At 61.3% G+C, this 17,703-nt stretch carries 19 protein-coding genes; 1 reads left to right on the forward strand and 18 read right to left on the reverse strand.

What is annotated here, in order from left to right; genetic code table 11:
- Position 1 precedes the first annotated feature (1 nt).
- From NKI39_RS16640 to NKI39_RS16685, 10 genes are all read right to left on the reverse strand, one after another.
- On the reverse strand, positions 2 to 1,069 hold the full coding sequence (locus NKI39_RS16640) for an ABC transporter ATP-binding protein (RefSeq protein ID WP_352471682.1): 1,068 nt from the start codon (positions 1,067 to 1,069) through the stop codon (positions 2 to 4).
- A gap of 9 nt (positions 1,070 to 1,078) precedes the next feature.
- Positions 1,079 to 2,158 carry an ABC transporter ATP-binding protein gene (locus tag NKI39_RS16645; RefSeq protein WP_352540586.1) on the reverse strand — a complete coding sequence of 360 codons (1,080 nt, stop codon included), beginning with the start codon at positions 2,156 to 2,158 and terminating at the stop codon, positions 1,079 to 1,081.
- 39 nt (positions 2,159 to 2,197) lie between these two features.
- Positions 2,198 to 3,724, reverse strand: a complete 1,527-nt coding sequence (gene glpD / locus NKI39_RS16650) for a glycerol-3-phosphate dehydrogenase (protein WP_352833086.1) — start codon at positions 3,722 to 3,724, stop codon at positions 2,198 to 2,200.
- A 125-nt stretch (positions 3,725 to 3,849) separates the two neighbouring features.
- Positions 3,850 to 4,617 carry a DeoR/GlpR family DNA-binding transcription regulator gene (locus NKI39_RS16655; RefSeq protein ID WP_023674889.1) on the reverse strand — a complete coding sequence of 256 codons (768 nt, stop codon included), beginning with the start codon at positions 4,615 to 4,617 and terminating at the stop codon, positions 3,850 to 3,852.
- Positions 4,618 to 4,746: 129 nt separating this feature from the next.
- Positions 4,747 to 6,159: a pyridoxal phosphate-dependent decarboxylase family protein gene (locus tag NKI39_RS16660; protein ID WP_352502507.1), complete on the reverse strand. Its 1,413-nt coding sequence runs from the start codon at positions 6,157 to 6,159 to the stop codon at positions 4,747 to 4,749.
- A gap of 58 nt (positions 6,160 to 6,217) precedes the next feature.
- Positions 6,218 to 6,949: a proteasome-type protease gene (locus tag NKI39_RS16665; protein WP_254817354.1), complete on the reverse strand. Its 732-nt coding sequence runs from the start codon at positions 6,947 to 6,949 to the stop codon at positions 6,218 to 6,220.
- 31 nt (positions 6,950 to 6,980) lie between these two features.
- Positions 6,981 to 7,775 carry a transglutaminase family protein gene (locus NKI39_RS16670; protein ID WP_352682855.1) on the reverse strand — a complete coding sequence of 265 codons (795 nt, stop codon included), beginning with the start codon at positions 7,773 to 7,775 and terminating at the stop codon, positions 6,981 to 6,983.
- Between the two features lie 61 nt (positions 7,776 to 7,836).
- Positions 7,837 to 8,778: an alpha-E domain-containing protein gene (locus tag NKI39_RS16675; RefSeq protein ID WP_023674885.1), complete on the reverse strand. Its 942-nt coding sequence runs from the start codon at positions 8,776 to 8,778 to the stop codon at positions 7,837 to 7,839.
- A 199-nt stretch (positions 8,779 to 8,977) separates the two neighbouring features.
- Entirely contained in the window at positions 8,978 to 10,390 is a 1,413-nt protein-coding gene (locus NKI39_RS16680; RefSeq protein WP_352613762.1) for a circularly permuted type 2 ATP-grasp protein, read from the reverse strand.
- A 172-nt stretch (positions 10,391 to 10,562) separates the two neighbouring features.
- Positions 10,563 to 10,799 carry an Lrp/AsnC ligand binding domain-containing protein gene (locus NKI39_RS16685; RefSeq protein WP_023674883.1) on the reverse strand — a complete coding sequence of 79 codons (237 nt, stop codon included), beginning with the start codon at positions 10,797 to 10,799 and terminating at the stop codon, positions 10,563 to 10,565.
- 236 nt (positions 10,800 to 11,035) lie between these two features.
- On the opposite strand from NKI39_RS16685, the gene NKI39_RS16690 reads away from it, so the two are divergent.
- Entirely contained in the window at positions 11,036 to 11,455 is a 420-nt protein-coding gene (locus NKI39_RS16690; protein ID WP_352455762.1) for a DUF4864 domain-containing protein, read from the forward strand.
- Between the two features lie 9 nt (positions 11,456 to 11,464).
- Here NKI39_RS16690 and NKI39_RS16695 read toward each other — a convergent pair whose 3' ends face one another.
- The 8 genes from NKI39_RS16695 to coaD form a co-directional block, all read right to left on the reverse strand.
- A complete protein-coding gene (locus tag NKI39_RS16695) occupies positions 11,465 to 12,820 on the reverse strand; it encodes a glycosyltransferase family protein (protein ID WP_352833089.1) in 1,356 nt (451 codons plus the stop codon).
- Positions 12,821 to 13,059: 239 nt separating this feature from the next.
- Positions 13,060 to 14,190 (reverse strand): tRNA guanosine(34) transglycosylase Tgt, encoded by a 1,131-nt coding sequence (tgt, locus tag NKI39_RS16700; RefSeq protein WP_352833092.1) that lies wholly within the window; start codon positions 14,188 to 14,190, stop codon positions 13,060 to 13,062.
- 8 nt (positions 14,191 to 14,198) lie between these two features.
- Positions 14,199 to 14,468, reverse strand: coding sequence for a hypothetical protein (locus tag NKI39_RS16705; protein WP_352471691.1), 270 nt, complete (start codon positions 14,466 to 14,468; stop codon positions 14,199 to 14,201).
- On the reverse strand, positions 14,458 to 15,543 hold the full coding sequence (queA, locus tag NKI39_RS16710) for a tRNA preQ1(34) S-adenosylmethionine ribosyltransferase-isomerase QueA (RefSeq protein ID WP_352682861.1): 1,086 nt from the start codon (positions 15,541 to 15,543) through the stop codon (positions 14,458 to 14,460). The genes NKI39_RS16705 and queA overlap by 11 nt, the downstream gene beginning before the upstream one ends.
- A gap of 12 nt (positions 15,544 to 15,555) precedes the next feature.
- The gene (locus NKI39_RS16715) at positions 15,556 to 15,954 is read right to left on the reverse strand and encodes a hypothetical protein (protein ID WP_352682863.1); all 399 of its coding nucleotides are present in this window, start codon (positions 15,952 to 15,954) and stop codon (positions 15,556 to 15,558) included.
- The gene (locus NKI39_RS16720; protein WP_254817363.1) at positions 15,951 to 16,463 is read right to left on the reverse strand and encodes a peptidylprolyl isomerase; all 513 of its coding nucleotides are present in this window, start codon (positions 16,461 to 16,463) and stop codon (positions 15,951 to 15,953) included. Before NKI39_RS16720 ends, NKI39_RS16715 begins: the two co-directional genes overlap by 4 nt.
- A gap of 29 nt (positions 16,464 to 16,492) precedes the next feature.
- On the reverse strand, positions 16,493 to 17,083 hold the full coding sequence (locus NKI39_RS16725) for a peptidylprolyl isomerase (RefSeq protein ID WP_352471695.1): 591 nt from the start codon (positions 17,081 to 17,083) through the stop codon (positions 16,493 to 16,495).
- 76 nt (positions 17,084 to 17,159) lie between these two features.
- A complete protein-coding gene (gene coaD, locus NKI39_RS16730) occupies positions 17,160 to 17,660 on the reverse strand; it encodes a pantetheine-phosphate adenylyltransferase (protein ID WP_352448768.1) in 501 nt (166 codons plus the stop codon).
- Positions 17,661 to 17,703 lie beyond the last annotated feature (43 nt).

Raw genomic sequence — 17,703 nt, forward strand, 5'->3', positions numbered from 1 at the left:
TTCAGGCTCCCATCTCGACGCGCCAGGAATTGGCATAGATGTTGATGCCGGCCGGGTCGAACCGCACCTTCGGATCAGCCGGAACTGTCTCGTCCTCGCCGATGACGGCGGCGATCTCGCGCCCTTCAAGATTGGCACGGACCACCTTGTGGCGGCCGACGTCCTCGACCTTGCTGATCCGGACGGCCATGCCCTTACTGCCCAGGCGCACATATTCGGGACGGATGCCGAGTTCGATGGCGCCGCCGCCCGCCTTGGGCACGCCCGGCAGTTCGATCTGCTGCGAGCCCAGCTTCGCTGTCTTGCCGTCGATCGCCACCGGCATGACATTCATGCCGGGCGAGCCGATGAAATAGCCGACAAAGGTGTGGCGCGGGCGCTCGAACAGCTCCGCCGGTGTGCCGATCTGCACGATTTCGCCGTCATACATGACGACCACCCTGTCGGCGAAGGTCAACGCCTCGGTCTGGTCATGCGTGACATAGACCATGGTATAACCGAAGCGGCGGTGAAGCTGCTTCAACTGCGAGCGCAGCACCCATTTCATATGCGGGTCGATGACTGTCAAAGGCTCGTCGAACAGGATGGCGTTGACGTCGGAGCGCACCAGCCCGCGCCCGAGCGAGATCTTCTGCTTCTGGTCGGCGGTCAGTCCGCGCGCCTTTCGTTTGGCCATATCGGCCAGCCCGGTCATCTCCAGCGTCTCGCGCACCTTGCGGTCGACGTCGGGCTCCGGCACGCCGCGATTGCGCAGCGGGAACGCCAGATTGTCGTAGACGGTCATCGTGTCGTAGATCACCGGGAACTGGAAGACCTGGGCGATGTTGCGCTCTTGGGTCGACAGATTGGTCACGTCCCTGCCGTTGAACAGCAGCTGGCCATGCGAGGGATGCAGCAATCCCGAAATGATGTTGAGCAGCGTGGTCTTGCCGCAGCCGGATGGGCCGAGCAGCGCATAAGCGCCGCCATCCTCGAAGGTGTGGTGCACTTCCTTCAGCGCGAAATCGGCATCCGTGCGCGGGTTCTGCAGATAGGAGTGGCGGATATGATTGACATCGATGCGCGCCATCGCTTCCTCCTAGGCCGCCAGCTTCGGCGCGGCCACGGCACGGCCGTGCTCGTCGAAGACCATGATGTGGCGCGGGTCGATGAACACCTCGACCTCCTCGTCCGGCTCGAAGTCGCGAATGCCATGGGTCAGCATGACCCAGCGCGCATCGGCAAAATCGAGATGGACGAAGCTTTCCGATCCGGTGATCTCGGTGATCGTCACCTTTGCGCGCACCGGCACTGCGGCGGCGTTGGGCCGATCGAGGGACAAATGATGCGGCTGGAAGCCGATCGTATAGATCGCATCAGCAATGCCGAAGAGTTCCGCCGGCACCGGCAATTTCACGCCGCCCTCGAGCAGGAAATCCAGACCCTTCTTGGCAAGCACGATGGTGTTGAGCGGCGGATCGGCGAAGGTTCTCGCCGTCACCAGATCAACCGGTTTGCGGAACACTTCGATGGTCGGCCCGAACTGGGTGATGCTGCCTTCGGAAAGCGTCGCCGTGTTGCCGCCGAGCAGCAAGGCTTCGTGCGGCTCGGTCGTGGCATAAACAAAGATTGTACCGGCGGCCGCGAAGACTTTCGGCAGTTCCGCGCGTAATTCTTCGCGCAGCTTGTAGTCGAGATTGGCGAGCGGCTCGTCGAGCAGCACGAGGCTGGCATTCTTGACGATCGCGCGGGCCAGCGCGGTGCGCTGCTGCTGGCCGCCCGACAGACTGAGAGGCGTCCGGTCGAGATAGGGCGTTAGTTTGAGAAGGGCGGCGGCATTGCGCACCTCCCTGTCGATCGTTGCCTGATCCGTGCCGGCCACCCGCAGCGGTGAGGCGATGTTTTCGTAGACCGTCATCGCCGGATAATTGATGAATTGCTGGTAGACCATGGCGACGTTGCGCTTTTGCACCGGCATGCCGGTGACATCCTTGCCATCAAACCAGACCGAGCCCGAGGTCGGCACGTCGAGGCCCGCCATCAGCCGCATCAGGCTGGTCTTGCCGGAGAGCGTCGGCCCGAGCAGGACGTTGAGCGAGCCGTGCTGAAGCGTCAGCGAGACGTCGCGGATATGTTCCGCCGCACCCACCGTCTTCGTCACGTTTCTCAGTTCAAGCATGATGCCTCCTCCCAGGCTTTCTGCATCAGTCGGCCGTTCCTATTCGGCAGCCGCTACGTGCTGCCGGCTTATTCCGCGCATGAACTCGTCGAGCACTGCCGCCTGCTCACGGCTGAGACGCAGGCCGCGCTTGGTCCGGCGCCACAATACATCCTCGGCAGTCATCGCCCATTCGTTTTCGACGAGGTAGCGCACCTCGGCTTCGTAGAGATCGGCGCCGAAGTTGCGGCCAAGATCGACGTTCGACTTGGCGAGGCCCAGCAGCTTCCTTGCGCGGGTGCCGTAGAGCCGGGTCAACCGGCGGGCCAGCCGGGCGTCGAGGAACGGGTACGCCGTTTTCAATTTCGCCACCTCGGCATCGAAGCCGGTGACGGGAAAGTCACCGCCGGGCAGCGGCGCGTTTGCCGTCCATGGTTTGCCGCGCTTGCCGAGAAAACCCTCGATCTTCTCGAGCATCGATTCCGACAATCGGCGGTAGGTCGTGATCTTGCCGCCAAAGGCGTTGACGATCGGGGCGGCACCCTCGCCTCCATCGGCCTTCAGCACATAGTCTCGGGTGGCTTCCTGCGCCTTTGAGGCGCCATCGTCGTAGAGCGGTCGCACCGCGGAATAGGTCCAGACGATATCCGACGGCTTGACCGGCTGCGCGAAATATTCGCTTGCCGCAGCGCAGAGATAGCCGATCTCGGCGTCACTGATCCTGACGTCGTGCGGATCGCCGGGATAGTCACGGTCGGTGGTGCCGATGAGCGTGAATTCGTCCTCGTAAGGGATGGCGAAAATGATGCGCCCGTCCTTGTTCTGAAAGAAATAGGCGCGTGGGTCGTCGAATTTCTTGCCCACGACGATATGGCTGCCTTGTACGAGGCGGACATTGTGCACGTCGTTCAGGCCGACGGTGGCCGACAGCACCTGATCGACCCACGGGCCGGCGGCATTGACCAGCAGCCGCGCCTTGACCTCCTCGGTATCGCCGGTCCGCACATTTTCAAGCCTGACCGTCCAGAGATTGCCTTCGCGGCGTGCGCTGACGACCTTTGTTCGGGTTCGAATGGTTGCACCGCGTTCGGCAGCGTCGCGGGCGTTCAACACAACCAGCCGGGCATCGTTGACCCAACCGTCCGAATATTCGAACGCCTTTCGAAACAGCGGCTTCAGCGGCTTGCCGGCCGGATCCTTAGCCATGTCCAGCGTTTTCGTCGGCGGCAGCAATTTGCGCCCGCCAATATGGTCGTAGAGGAAAAGCCCGAGCCGGATCAGCCAGGCCGGACGCAGCCCCTTGGCGTATGGCAGCACGAAGCGCATCGGCCAGATGATGTGCGGCGCGTTCCTCCACAGGACCTCGCGTTCCATCAGCGCTTCGCGTACCAGGCGGAATTCGTAGAATTCGAGATAGCGCAAGCCGCCATGGATCAGTTTGGTCGAGCCGGAAGAGGTCCCGCTGGCCAGATCGTTCATCTCGGCAAGAAAGACCGAAAAGCCACGTCCAACGGCATCGCGGGCGATGCCGCAGCCATTGATGCCGCCACCGATGACGAAAATGTCATGAATCGGTGATGCGCTCAAAGAATCCTCCCTCGACTTCGCATTGCAGCATTTTTGGGTTCTTGCGAAACCGTAGCGGAATTATTTCGAAATGATAACGAATGTCAAACGAAATATGATGGGCGGAAGATGCCGCTACGGCATCTCTAGGAGAGCGACGTTTCGATCAGCTGAACTTCTGCCTCCTGGCAGATCTTACGCACCGACGGGATGTCGCAACGATCGGTGATAAAGGTGTTGACCTGCGACAGATGGCCGATGCGGACGGGCGCGGTGCGCTCGAATTTGGTCTGGTCCGACACCAGGATCACATGTCGGGCGTTGGCGATGATCGCCTGAGCCACCTTCACCTCGCGAAAATCGAAGTCGAGCAGTGCGCCGTCATGGTCGATGGCCGAGGCGCCGATCACCGCAAAATCGACCTTGAACTGCCTGATGAAATCGACCGCGGCCTCGCCGACCACACCGCCGTCGGAACCGCGGACGACACCGCCGGCGATCACCACCTCGATCGAAGGATATATGCGCATCCTGTTGGCAACATTGATGTTATTGGTGATGACCATCAGGCCGCTGTGATCGAGAAGCGACTTGCTGACAGCTTCCGTCGTTGTCCCGATATTGATGAACAGAGACGCGTTGTCGGGGATCAGCCGGGCTGCTGCGCGGCCGATCGCCTCCTTCTCCTCGGCGGCGATCTTGCGCCGAGCCTCATATTCCATGTTCTCGATGCCGGAGGGGAACAATGCCCCGCCATGGATGCGGGACAAAAGCCGCTGGTCGCAGAGATCGTTGAGATCCTTGCGGATCGTCTGCGGCGTCACGTTGAAATGCGTCGCCAGCTCCTCGACCAGTACGCGGCCATGGTCCTTGGCCATCTGGATGATTTCGGAATGACGCGGCGACAGATACATCTAGCAACCCTCTCATTTTCGTTTTTCTCGTCTATAGCTGAAAACGAAAGCCATGAACAGGTATGGGCCGGCTAATGAAAATCGGACGACTGCAGCGAGAAAAGCTCCGGCGCGATCTCGACGAGGCTATCAACTCAGCCCACGCGCGATCTCAGTGATGACCTCGAACGCAGTATCGACGTCCGCCGCAGTCGTTTCGAACTGCCCGACCTGAAAGCGGATCGCCACCTGCCCGTCCACCCGGGTCTGCGTCAGGTAAATGCGGCCGTCATCGTTGATCGCGCTGACCAACCGCAAATTGTGCTCGTCAGAGTCGATGGCCGCAGCCGCGAGATGGCGGAATGAGAATAGCGACAGCATCGGTTCCGTGACGATCTCGAAATCCGGTTCCCGAGCCAGCCGCGCGGCGAGGCTCTCGCTCCAGGCAACATGGTTGCGGATCATGTTCCGCAGATTTTCCAAGCCATGCGCACGCAGCAGGAACCAAAGTTTCAGAGCGCGGAACCTCCGTCCGAGCGGCACCGACCATTCGGAGTAGTTGATGACCCCGTCGCGGCCATGCGTTTTCAGGAATTCGGGCTTGATCGCCAGCGTGCGGACCAGGTCTTCCGGCTGGCGGATGAACTGCATCGAGCAATCGAACTGTGCCCCCAACCATTTATGCGGGTTGAAGACGATGGAATCGGCATTTTCGGCGCCGGTCCAGAAATGCCGGAACTCGTGGCAGATCATGGCGGAGCCGGCCCATGCGGCATCGACATGCAGGTAGAGCCCGTGCCGCTTCGCCACCTCGGCAACAGCCGCCACATTGTCGGTGCCGCCGGTACTTGTGCCGCCGACGCTGGCGATGATGCCCGCCGGCAGCATGCCGTTTTCGCGGTCGGTAACGATCGCGGCTTCCAGAGCCGCCGTCTGCATGGCGCGGAAGCGTCCGGCGACCGGAATGCGCACGAGGTTCGCCTCGCCGATGCCCGACACCCAGATCGCCCGGTCGATAGAAGTATGGACCTGGTCGGAAGAGTAGATCCGCACGACCGGCTGCCCTTGCAAGCCGTTCTTGTTGCCTTGCCAGTCGAGCGCGCGCTCGCGCATTGTCAGCACGGCGGCAAGCGTCGCCGATGAAGCCGAATCCTGCATGACGCCGGAAAATCCCTCCGGCAAACCAAGCGCCTGCCGCATCCAGTCGACGACACGCGTCTCGAGCTCGGTTGCCGCCGGCGAGGTCTGCCAGAGCATGCATTGCGCGGCCATCGCGGAAACCAGATACTCGGCCACCACGGAGACCGGTGCCGCGTTAGCCGGGAAATAGGCGAAGAAACGCGGATGCTGCCAGTGCGTCATGCCCGGCAAGATCTTTTGTTCGAAATCGGCGAAGATTGCCTGCATCGTTTCGCTGTCTTCCGGCGGCGCGGCATCGATGCTTTTGAAGATTTCGCCCGGCTCGACAAGCGGCCGCACCGGTGTTTCGCGAAGGCCGTTTCTGTAGTCGACGCCCCATTCAGCCGCTCGCAGCGACCATTCGCGGAATTCGTTGCTATTCATCTTCGCCTCCCTAGCGCCTCATCGAGCCGCGATCAAAGAGCACGAAAAACGAAGGTTTTCATTCGGGAAAATCAGGCAGACTGGCAAAGGCGGTCTTCAGCGCGTTCGACCAGCTATCCGAGATCGTACGATAATATTGATCGTCCTGGGTTATTCGCTTTTTGAGGCCGACCTTGAAAGTGTCCTTTTCATAGAACAGCAGGTCGAGCGGCAGGCCGACCGACAGGTTCGACTTCAGCGTCGAGTCGAACGACACCAGCAGCAACTTCACCGTCTCGGCGAAACTCATGGTCCTTTCATACGCACGGATAATGATCGGCTTGCCGTATTTGGTCTCTCCGATCTGGAAGAACGGCGTGTCGTCGGTGGATTCGATGAAATTGCCTTCCGGATAGATCATGAACAGGCGCGGCGCGCTGCCCTTGATCTGACCGCCGAGGATGAAGGAGGCGTTGAAGTAGGAATCCGCCTTTTCGCCCGCCGGCGACGAACTGGCGATGACCTCCTTGACGGTGTCTCCGACCAACCGGACTGTCTGGTACATGGAGGGCGTTTCGAGCAGTGTGGCACGGCGCTCCGCCACTGCCTTGGTGCGTTCGTCGAGCAGGCTGACCACGGCCTGCGTCGTCGCCAGATTGCCGGCCGACATCAAAACGATGACGCGCTCGCCCGGCTCTTCCCAGACATGCATCTTCCTGAAGGTCGAGATCGAATCCATGCCGGCGTTGGTGCGCGTGTCCGACATGAACACGAGCCCGCGATCGATCTTCAGGCCGACGCAATAGGTCATCGAATCTCTTTGGCAACAATCTTGCCGGGGATTACTGCTCCACGGTGACGGTGACCGCAAGCTGTTCTTCCGCCTGTCCCAGCCGAATTCCAGATACCGGCGTGGCGTCGCGATAATCGCGGCCGGTCGCCACCTTCACATAACGCTCGTCCGGAGAAATGCCGTTGGCGACATCGAAGGCGACCCAGCCGAGGCCCGAGATATGCGCCTCGGCCCAGGCGTGGCTTGCCGCCTGCTCGATGGCCGCATCCATCATCAGGTAGCCGCTGATATAGCGGGCCGGAAAATCCATGGCACGCGCCGCGGCAACGAAGATGTGGCTGTGGTCCTGGCAAACGCCGGTCTTGAGCGCCAAGGCCTCTTCGGCCGGCGTCGTCACGTTGGTGGTGTCCGGCGTATAAGCGACGCGCTCGCCGATCACCGCCATCAACCGGTGCAGCCTTTCGATGTCGGTACCCTTGCCGACCGAGGCAGCAAGCTCGCGAATGCCGCTTCCGATCGTCGTCAGCGGCGTTTCCTGGCCGAACAGCCAGAGCGGCGCGAAACCCTGGTGCGGTCCGCAGACGCCAGCGGTGTCGCGCGTCACCACTTCGCCGGCTGCTTCGACGGTGATGAAGTCGCGCTCGCCCTCGACGCTCAACAGCCGGGTATCATTGCCGAAATGGTCGGTGAAGCGCACTTCCTCGCGTGCGCCTTCGATCCTCAGCGCCCAGGACAGCACCGTCTGGGTGCGCCCGTTCACCGGGAGCAGCCGCAAACGCTGCAACAGATAATGCACCGGCGCATCGTAGCGGTATTCGGTCCGGTGGGTGATCTTCAGCCGCATCGCACTCGTCCCTGGAGCATGAGCTTTTCCGAAAACCGGTCTCCGCTTTTTGGGATCATGCTCAATAGAACCTGTAATCCTGCGCGATCTCGTCGCCGAGCCTGGTGTTGTCGCGGATGAAATTGGCCAGGAATTCGTGCAGGCCGGCGTCGAAAATATCCTTGATCGACCCGGCCGTCAGCATGGCCTGGGTCTTGGCAGCCGTCGCATGACAGGCGTGGCGCTCCCCATAGTCGTCACCCAGGAATTTGAGATGCTCCGTCAGGAAGCGGTAGCAAAAGGTCAGCGAGCGCGGCATGCGGACGTTGAGGATCAGATAATCGGCGATGTTGCTCGGCTTGTAGTCGGCATCATAGACCCAGCGATAGGAACGGTGCGCCGACACCGAGCGCAGGATCGATTCCCACTGGTAGTTGTCGAGCGTCGAGCCGACCCAGGAGATCGACGGCAACAGCACGTAGTATTTCACATCCAGGATGCGCGCGGTGTTGTCGGCGCGTTCGACATACGTGCCGAGCTGCGAAAAATCGAAAATCTCGTTGCGCAGCATCGTGCCGTAGAACGAGCCGCGGATCAGCGCCGTCTCGCGCTTGATTGCGTCGAGCGCGTTGGGCAGGTCGCGCTCGTCGATCGGCTTGGCCAGCATCCGCTTCAGCGACATCCAGGCTTCGTTGATGCTTTCCCAGGTTTCACGCGTCAGTGCGGTACGCACCATGCGGGCATTGTTACGGGCCGTTTCGATAGACGACATCGTGCTCGACGGGTTCGATGTGTCGCGCAGCAGATAGTCGGCGACATTGGCGGCGGTGTAGTCGGAATATTTCTGCGTGAAGCTGGCGTCCGAACCGGCGCTGAGCAGCACCGAATTCCACTCCTCCGAAGCGTTCTGAGTACGAGTCAGCGCCATGCGCAAGCCGGCATCCACCAGCCGCGCCATGTTTTCCGCCCGCTCGATGTAGCGGTTCATCCAGTAGAGCCCGTTGGCGGTGCGGCCGAGAAGCATGTCAGGCGGTCCTGTGGTGAATAGTGAAAGGTGAATGGTGAATGGTGACTATCCGGATTCCAGGGCACGGTTCCGCGCGCTTCACTTCAGGGCATTTCACCAACATCAACGACCCACATCCTTACCTATTCACTATTCACTATTCACTATTCACTATTCACTATTCACTATTCACTATTCACTATTCACTACTTTCACTCTAATCATCCAACACCCACGTATCCTTCGTGCCCCCGCCTTGCGAGGAATTGACGACCAGCGAGCCTTCCTTGAGCGCTACTCGGGTCAGCCCGCCGGGCACGATCTGGATACGGTCGGAAACCAGCACATAGGGGCGCAGATCGACATGGCGCGGCGCCAGCCCCTTGTCCGTCAGGATCGGACAGGTCGACAGCGCCAGCGTCGGCTGGGCGATGTAGTTCGACGGTTTTGCCGCGAGCTTTTTGGAAAACTCCTCGCATTCCTTCTTGGTCGCCGCCGGACCGACCAGCATGCCGTAACCGCCGGAACCGTGGACCTCCTTGATAACCAATTCATCGATGTGCTCGAGCACGTATTTCAGGCTGTCCGGCTCCGAGCAGCGCCAGGTCGGGATGTTGCCGAGGATCGCCTTGCGGCCGGTATAGAATTCGACGATCTCGGGCATGTAGGAATAAATCGCCTTGTCGTCGGCGATGCCGGTTCCCGGCGCATTGGCGATCGTGATGTTGCCGGCGCGGTAGACGTCCATAATGCCCGGCACGCCAAGTGCCGAGTCGGGGCGGAAGGTCAGCGGATCGAGGAACGAGTCGTCGACACGACGGTAAAGCACGTCGATCTGCTTGTAGCCCTCGGTGGTGCGCATCGCGACATGGCCATCGACGACGCGCAGATCCTGCCCCTCGACAAGCTGCACGCCCATCTGGTCGGCAAGGAAAGCATGTTCGAAATAGGCCGAGTTGAAGCTGCCCGGCGTCAGCACGGCAATGGTCGGCGCGCCCTTGGTGCTTTGCGGCCGCACTGCCGCCAGCGACTGGCGCAAGAGCTGCGGGTAATTCTCAACTGGCCGCACCTTGATCTGCTGGAACAGCTCGGGAAAGAGCTGCATCATCGTCTCGCGGTTCTCCAGCATGTAGGAGACGCCGGACGGCGTGCGCGCATTGTCCTCCAGCACGTAGAACTCGTTCTCGCTGATGCGTACGATGTCGACGCCGATGATGTGGGTATAGACGCCGGCCGGCGGCCGCACCCCGATCATCTCGGGCAGGAACGCCTCGTTCTTGGCGATCAACTCCTTCGGCACCCGGCCGGCGCGTAAGATCTCCTGGCGATGGTAGATGTCGTCGAGAAAGGCGTTCAGCGCCTGGACGCGCTGCTCGATGCCTTGCGTCAGCCGTCGCCATTCATTGCCCGAAATGATGCGCGGAACGATATCGAAGGGTATCAGCCGCTCCGATGCTTCCTGCTCGCCGTAGACGGCGAAAGTGATGCCTGTCTTGCGAAAGACGCGTTCGGCGTCCTGCATCTTCTCGGTAAGTCTGGCCGGGTCCTGTTCCTTCAGCCAGCGATCGTAAGCCGAATACGGTTTTCTCAGCCCGGAAACTTCCGGAAGCATTTCATCGAACGCTGCCAATCGCATACTCCCCTGTGGCGCCATTTCACTGGCCTGGCTGGAGAAAATCAAGCGCAATCGGTGATTTGTTGGGCGCCGGCGATCAGTATATCGCACTTGCCTAAAATTAAGGCAGCACCAATAGGGCCTTGATCAGGCTTTGCCTGGTGTCCGGGCAGATGCCGGATGCGGATCAAAACGCGCGAAAGGTGACGACCGTGAACGTGTCCTTGATGCCGGGAAGAATCTGCACTTTCTCGTTGACAAAGTGGCCGATGTCTTCCTCGTCGTCGACATAGAATTTGGCGAGCAGGTCGTAGTTTCCGGCTGTCGAGTAGATTTCCGAAGCAATCTCGGCATCGGCCAGGGCGCTGGCAACGTCGTAGGCCTTGCCCAGATCGCACTTTATCTGCACGAAAAATGCCTTCATTGCCTGGTCCTGCTCACATCGCACGCTCTAATCGAGCGGCCCTTGTGGCAGACTGCCGCCCGGCTTTCAAGCATCGGCAATCGCTCAGGCTGTTCTCGCCTCGACAATGCTTTCTCGGCTCGGACACGGACTGCCACGCCGAATGTTTGCGCTCGGCTGAAACCCTGAAGCACTGCAAAGCGTATGGTATCATGTACCTTCAGGCAGCGATTTCTCAGGGACAACGGAGACAGGCCATGCGCCGCGCGTTTTTCGCATTCGCAGTCGTTCCATTCATTTTCGCATCCCAGGCCTTTGCTGGCGACGCCGAAGTCAAAGCGGCGCAGACAGTCATCGATGGGCAGTTGAGGGCCTTCATCGCCAATGACGGAATGACGGCCTACAGCTTTGCCGCACCGAATGTGAAACGCATCTTTCCGACTGTCGATACCTTCATGAACATGGTGACAAAAGGCTATCCGCCGGTGCGCCAACCGCAGACCTACTCCTTCGGCAAGGTTCGCGAGACGAGCCCGACCTCGATCATCCAGCAAGTGCTCATCGTCGGCCCGGATGGCAAGGACTACGAGGCGGTCTACACGCTCGAACTACAGCCTGACGGCAGCTTTCGGATCACCGGCTGCAGCCTGCGTGCGTCCACGTCGCTCAGCACCTAAAGGGGTGTTTCAATCCTGTCGCCGGTAGAGCGTCCAGCTCAGGCCTGAAAACCCCCAATGCCTCGACGCATCGGCCCGTTCATAGGCCAGAGCGCATGCGGCCGTCCGTTCGATATGTTCGGCTTGTTTGTCCACGTCCCCCTCGAGGACTAGCCAGGCGGGCCGTTCGGTGCACATCCCGTCGTCTGGAACCAGCAATGCCCGACGATCCATTCGCGCCGCAAAATAGTTGACGACAATGGGGGTGCGGAAATTACCGTCGCTGGCATAGGTGGTTGCGCCGTTCCTGGTCATTTCATCAACGATAGCGGCGTAGGAGCCGCGTCCATATTGATAGAACTGAAGCAGCGACGAAATGCTTCCACTCACCACGATCGCCAGCGCTCCCATCGCAAGCAGCCTGGCAGTCCCGCGAGCATCCAAGCCGCGGCCAATCATCTCGCCGGCCCAGAGCAGCAGCAATGTTCCGCTGATGATGAAATAGCGCGGGAACTCAAGGTTGGGCAGATGCGCCGCCGCCATGAGCAAAGGCAGTCCGATAATCCCGATGGCATAAAGGCTGGCTCGACGACCGCGCCAGACACCGGCGGAGAGGCCGACAAGACCGCAGGCGGCAACGATATAAGGCCCGTCGCCAAACCAGGGTGGCAGGCCGAACAGAGAGCGGATCATCCCGCCATAGCCCTGCGCGAAGGCGGCAATCGAGAATGGCGAAACACCACCGACACTGAAGCCGAACAGCCTGCAGCCGACAAACACGCCGACAGCCAGCGGCAGCACGGCAAGCAAGCCCGGCAGGAAGATCGACGCCAGGTCCGCAACGACGCGGCCGACCTTCGCCGTACGCTGCCAGGCGAGCCAGGCGGTCCAGATTGCGAGGACCGCCACCATTCCGATCATGGTGAGATGGCACAGGAAGCCGAAAAGGATCGCCGCTGCCAAGGCCGCGCCAGACCACCGTCTATTGTCGAGCCGGCGCTCCAGAAAAACCACCGAAAGCAGCGTGAACAGCACAAGGCCGGCATAGCCGCGCGCCTCCGAGCCGTAATGGACCATTGGGTAGCTCACGGCAAACAACACGCTTGTGGTAATCATCGCCTGTCGTCCGCGCGATGCGGCGCTCGCTGCCGCCGCAGCGATCGTGGCAACGCCTAATGCTATCGACAGACCTCGCTGGATCAGCGGCGAAGCATCGGGGCCAATGAGATAGAGATAGACCGAGTTGAGGAAATGATTGTTGTCGTGATTGACGTGCCAGAATATCTGGTCGATCGACGTCAGCGGCTCGATCAGCGCAAAGCTCCAGATCTCGTCCAGCCAAAGGTCGCCGCGCGCGCCAAGCAAGCGCAAGACCAGACCGGTCACGGCGATTATCAGAGCGGCAAGCAACGACCCAGCCGTCCATCGCTGGACAGCCACGGAGGGCGAAGGCGAAGCGATGCCGTTCGTCCGCACCGTCGTGCCAGGAACTGAAACGTGCCGCGAAACGAACAGGTTCTTGATCCTCGCCCGATGTCGTCCGGCAATGCTTATTGGGCAGTCGTTTCAAAACAGTTCATGGCAGGGACAACTCCTCCCTGGAGCCGGATTCCTGGCGAGCATGCCTACCGGACGGCGAGGTCACCGTTTGCCCATTGCTGCGTGATGATCTCGGCTTCTTCGGCGAACCTGCCAGCCTCGATCGCTTCACGAATGTCGCGCATCAGCTGCTGGTAATAGGACAGATTGTTCCAGGTCAGGAGCATCGCCCCAAGCGCCTCTTGCGAGCGCACCAGATGATGCAAATAGGCCCTCGAATAGTCGCGTGCGGCCGGGCAGTCGCTTGCCTCATCGAGCGGACGCGGATCGTCGGCATGGCGGGCGTTGCGCAGATTGACCTTGCCGCGCCGTGTGTAGGCTAGGCCGTGGCGCCCTGCCCGCGTCGGCATCACGCAGTCGAACATGTCGATGCCGCGCGCCACCGACTTCAAAATGTCGTCCGGGGTGCCGACGCCCATCAGGTAGCGCGGCCGGTCAGCCGGCAGCTCCGGGCAAGTGATGTCGAGCATCTCCAGCATCACCGCTTGCGGCTCGCCGACAGCCAGCCCGCCGATCGCGTAGCCCTTCAGCTCCATTGCCTTCAGCGCCTGCGCCGAGCGCAGCCGCAGATCCGGCACGTCGCCGCCTTGCACAATGCCGAACATCGCCTTGCCGGGCTGCTCGCCGAATGCCGTCTTGCAACGCTCGGCCCAGCGCAACGACAACTCCATGGCACGCTCGATCTCGTTCTGCTTGGCCGGCAGAGCCGTGCATTCGTCGAGCTGCATCTGGATGTCGGAATCGAGCAGCCCCTGGATCTCTATCGAACGCTCCGGCGACATCTCGTAGGCGCCGCCGTCGATATGCGAACGGAAGGTAACGCCGTTCTCGGTCACTTTCCGCAGCTTCGACAGCGACATCACCTGGAAGCCGCCGCTGTCGGTCAGGATTGGATGCGGCCAGCGGGCGAATTCATGCAGGCCGCCGAGCCGCGCCACGCGCTCGGCGCCGGGTCTTAGCATCAGGTGGTAGGTGTTGCCGAGGATAATGTCCGAGCCGACGCCGCGCACCTGATCCACATACATGGCCTTCACCGTGCCGCCGGTACCGACCGGCATGAAGGCAGGCGTGCGGATTTCCCCGCGCGGCATGGTGATTGCACCACGCCGCGCCCTGCCGTCGGTCGCCAGCACCTTGAAGGTGAATGCGTCAGTCATTGAATTCCCTAGCCATCGAACTCCTTGTCGAATACCGGCGCGTCCGGGGCCTGCTTGTCGAGTGATTGCCGGTAGCGGATGCAGCCGCGCATGAATTTCGGCCACGGCGGCACGGCAATCGCCGGGTCGGTCTTTTCGGGCAAAAGTGACCAGAGGTCGGGATGGTGCCAGCACAGATCATGGCCGGTGGCGTCGCGGTGTTGGCGGATGCCGGCGCGCAGTTTCCTGACCTCGGCGATCAAGGCTTCCCGGTCGAAGGTTTCCAGGTCATCGTCCATCGGTATCCTCCCTGAACAGAAGACTTGCGTCTCCATAGGAATAAAACCTGTAGCGATTCTCGATGGCATGCGCATAGGCCGCCCGCATCGTCTGCAAACCGCAGAAGGCCGAAACCAGCATGAACAGCGTCGAACGCGGCAGATGGAAATTGGTCATCAGCAAGTCTGCGGTCTTGAAACGATAGCCGGGCGTGATGAAGATGTCTGTCGGGCCTGACCATGCGGCCAGCCTGCCGTCCTCGCCAGCCGCGCTCTCCAATAAGCGCAGCGATGTCGTGCCGACGGCGATAATGCGCCCTCCTTTTGCTTTCGCCGCATTCAGCGCCTCGGCGGTTTCCGGGCTGACCGAACCGGTTTCGGCGTGCATCTTGTGGTCGGCGGTGTCGTCCGCCTTCACCGGCAGGAACGTGCCGGCGCCGACATGCAGCGTGACGAAACGGCGCTCTATGCCCTTGGCGTCGAGCGTCGCAAACAGCTCCGGCGTGAAATGCAGCCCTGCCGTCGGCGCGGCGACCGCGCCCTCCTCCCTCGCATAAATGGTCTGATAGTCGCTGCGGTCGCGTTCGTCGTCGTCACGCTTGGAGGCGATGTAGGGCGGCAGCGGGATGTGGCCGACTGCATGCAGCGCCTCGTCGAGGAACGGACCTGACAGGTCGAAGCCGAGCAGCACCTCGCCGCCTTCTCCCTTCTCGATCACGTTCGCGTCGAGCTGGCCGAGAAGGCAGGAATTGGCGTCATGACCGAAATGGATACGATCGCCGGCGGCGATGCGCTTGCCCGGACGCATGAAGGCGAGCCAGCGGTCGGGCGCCATCCGCATATGCAGCGTGGCTTCGACCTGCGCCGCCGCCTCGCCGCGCCGCCTGATGCCTTTCAGCTGTGCCGGAATGACCTTGGTGTCGTTGAAGACCAGCACATCACCGGCCTTGAGCAGGGCCGGCAGGTCGCGCACCGTCCGGTCTTCGAGCCCCTCACCCGGCCTGACCACCAGCATCCTGGCACTGTCGCGCGGCTCGGCTGGGCGAAGCGCGATGCGCTCCTCCGGCAGATCGAAGTCGAAAAGGTCGACGCGCAAGAGATCCCCGCCTCAAGGTTCCGGGCAGGTCACCGCCCAGGCGCCGACACCGTCTATGCTCAATGTGCCGCCCATCGCGAAGCTGGACTGCTCGCTGGCCTTGACCAGCCGCAATTTGGCGACGATCGAACTGATGCCTTCGTCGGTGAGGTCGATCAGCATGCGCTCGTCGTCTTCGAATGCCTGTCCAACGATGACTTTCGTTGAGCCTGGCTGTCCATCCGTGGTCCATGTCTTGCCGCCGGCATCCAGCCACACACGCGCGACCGCAATGACGGCCGTGTGTCCCATCAAAACGTCGATCGATGCCGCGCCGCCGTCGGCGCTGCAGACGATCGATTCCGTTGCCAGCGCCGGAGTGGCCGCCGCGACGAGCACAAATGCGATTGCCGCGACAGCCCGGCCGGTCATTTCACGTCGGCCGCGACCTTGAGCGACACGATCTTGTCAGGATCCTGCACCGGTTCGCCGCGCTTGATCTTGTCGACGTTGTCCATGCCTTCGATGACCTGGCCCCATACCGTGTACTGGCGGTTGAGGAAGGCGGCATCGTCGAAGCAGATGAAGAACTGCGAATTGGCCGAGTTCGGGTTCTGCGAGCGCGCCATCGAGCAGGTGCCGCGGCCGTGGTTGGCGTTGGAGAACTCGGCCTTCAGATCGGGTTTGTCGGAACCGCCAGTGCCGGCGCGCGATGGCGCGAAAGACGGCTTGTTGGAATTGCCGAACTTCACGTCGCCGGTCTGCGCCATGAAGCCGTCGATGACGCGGTGGAAGACCACGCCGTCATAGGCGCCTTCGCGCGCCAGCTCCTTGATACGGCCGACATGGCCGGGCGCCAGATCTGGAAACAATTCGATGACGACCTTGCCCTTGGTCGTGTCCATGATAAGCGCGTTCTCGCGGTCCTTGATTTCGGCCATGTCAGAAATATCCTTTTGAACAATTGGGGTTACTTGCCGTCCGCGGCGATGCGCACCTTGATCATGCGATCGGGGTCGGTCACCGTCCCGTTCTGCGCCTCGTCGCCTTTCTTGATGTGGTCCACCAACTCCATGCCGCTGACGACATTGCCAACGATGGTGTACTGGCCATCGAGCGGCGGTGCCGGCGCGAACATGATGAAGAATTGCGAATTGGCGGAATTCGGATCGTCGGAGCGGGCCATGCCGACCACGCCGCGCTGGTAGTGCTCCGTGCTGGAGAATTCGGCCGGCAGGTCAGGAAGATCGGAGCCGCCGGTGCCGACAGCGTCGGCATTGAAGCCGCTCTTCATGTTGCCGAACTTGACGTCGCCGGTCTGCGCCATGAAGCCGTCAATGACGCGGTGAAAGGCGACGTTGTCGTAGGCGCCCTGGCGCACCAGCTTTTTGATCTGCGCGACGTGCTTCGGCGCAAGGTCGGGCCTCAGCGCGATGGTCACGTCGCCGTCCTTCAGCGTTACGATCATGGTGTTTTCCGGATCGGCGGCAAAGGCCGACACGGATGCGGTCACAAGACCGGCAAGCACGGCAAGCAAGAAGGCAAGCTTTTTCAGCTGCATGGGATCTTTCTCCGAATATCTTCGTTCATGCATGTCGTTACCCAAAGCCGGGTTCCACTTTTGGGTGACATGCATTTTATTTCGCGAATTTGGCGGTGAGCGCGCCGGCCACGGCCGCCGGCACGAAGGGGCGGATGTCGCCTCCCATCGAAGCTATCTGGCGCACAAGTGTGGCGGTAATGGTGCGCACTGAAGGGCTGGCGGGCAGGAACACCGTCTGCAGCTCCGGCGCCATGGTCTCGTTCATGCCGGCCATCTGCATCTCATAGTCAAGGTCGGTGCCGTCGCGCAGGCCGCGGATCATGATCGAGGCGCCATGCTTCCTGGCCGCGTCGATTACCAACCCGTCGAAGGCAACTACTTTGATACGCGCACCGTCGCTGCCGAATTCTGCCTTCGCGGCCGTTTCGATCAGGCCAACCCGTTCCTCGAAGGAAAACAACGGCTTCTTGCCGGGATGGATGCCGATCGCCGCATAGATTGTATCCGCCACGGCCAGCGACGCCTTCAGCACGTCGAGATGGCCGTTGGTCAGCGGGTCGAAAGAGCCGGCATAAAGGGCGATGCGTTCGGTCATGGCAGGTGCTTCTAGCGAGCCTCTCTCCTAAAGGCAAATCCGA

The organism is Mesorhizobium sp. M0664, from assembly GCF_040320565.1.
Classification (GTDB): Bacteria; Pseudomonadota; Alphaproteobacteria; order Rhizobiales; family Rhizobiaceae; genus Mesorhizobium.

Bases quoted from the DNA above. Each gene is read 5' to 3' on its own strand.
- NKI39_RS16670 (WP_352682855.1), bottom strand. From the start codon at position 7,775: ATGCGGCTGAAGATCACCCACCGGACCGAATACCGCTACGATGCGCCG.
- NKI39_RS16665 (WP_254817354.1), bottom strand. From the start codon at position 6,949: ATGACCTATTGCGTCGGCCTGAAGATCGATCGCGGGCTCGTGTTCATG.
- NKI39_RS16645 (WP_352540586.1), bottom strand. From the start codon at position 2,158: ATGCTTGAACTGAGAAACGTGACGAAGACGGTGGGTGCGGCGGAACAT.
- NKI39_RS16705 (WP_352471691.1), bottom strand. From the start codon at position 14,468: ATGGACGATGACCTGGAAACCTTCGACCGGGAAGCCTTGATCGCCGAG.
- NKI39_RS16675 (WP_023674885.1), bottom strand. From the start codon at position 8,778: ATGCTTCTCGGCCGCACCGCCAACGGGCTCTACTGGATGAACCGCTAC.
- NKI39_RS16720 (WP_254817363.1), bottom strand. From the start codon at position 16,463: ATGGCCGAAATCAAGGACCGCGAGAACGCGCTTATCATGGACACGACC.
- NKI39_RS16715 (WP_352682863.1), bottom strand. From the start codon at position 15,954: ATGACCGGCCGGGCTGTCGCGGCAATCGCATTTGTGCTCGTCGCGGCG.
- NKI39_RS16685 (WP_023674883.1), bottom strand. From the start codon at position 10,799: ATGAAGGCATTTTTCGTGCAGATAAAGTGCGATCTGGGCAAGGCCTAC.
- NKI39_RS16640 (WP_352471682.1), bottom strand. From the start codon at position 1,069: ATGGCGCGCATCGATGTCAATCATATCCGCCACTCCTATCTGCAGAAC.
- tgt (WP_352833092.1), bottom strand. From the start codon at position 14,190: ATGACTGACGCATTCACCTTCAAGGTGCTGGCGACCGACGGCAGGGCG.
- NKI39_RS16660 (WP_352502507.1), bottom strand. From the start codon at position 6,159: ATGAATAGCAACGAATTCCGCGAATGGTCGCTGCGAGCGGCTGAATGG.
- NKI39_RS16690 (WP_352455762.1), top strand. From the start codon at position 11,036: ATGCGCCGCGCGTTTTTCGCATTCGCAGTCGTTCCATTCATTTTCGCA.
- coaD (WP_352448768.1), bottom strand. From the start codon at position 17,660: ATGACCGAACGCATCGCCCTTTATGCCGGCTCTTTCGACCCGCTGACC.
- NKI39_RS16655 (WP_023674889.1), bottom strand. From the start codon at position 4,617: ATGTATCTGTCGCCGCGTCATTCCGAAATCATCCAGATGGCCAAGGAC.
- NKI39_RS16725 (WP_352471695.1), bottom strand. From the start codon at position 17,083: ATGCAGCTGAAAAAGCTTGCCTTCTTGCTTGCCGTGCTTGCCGGTCTT.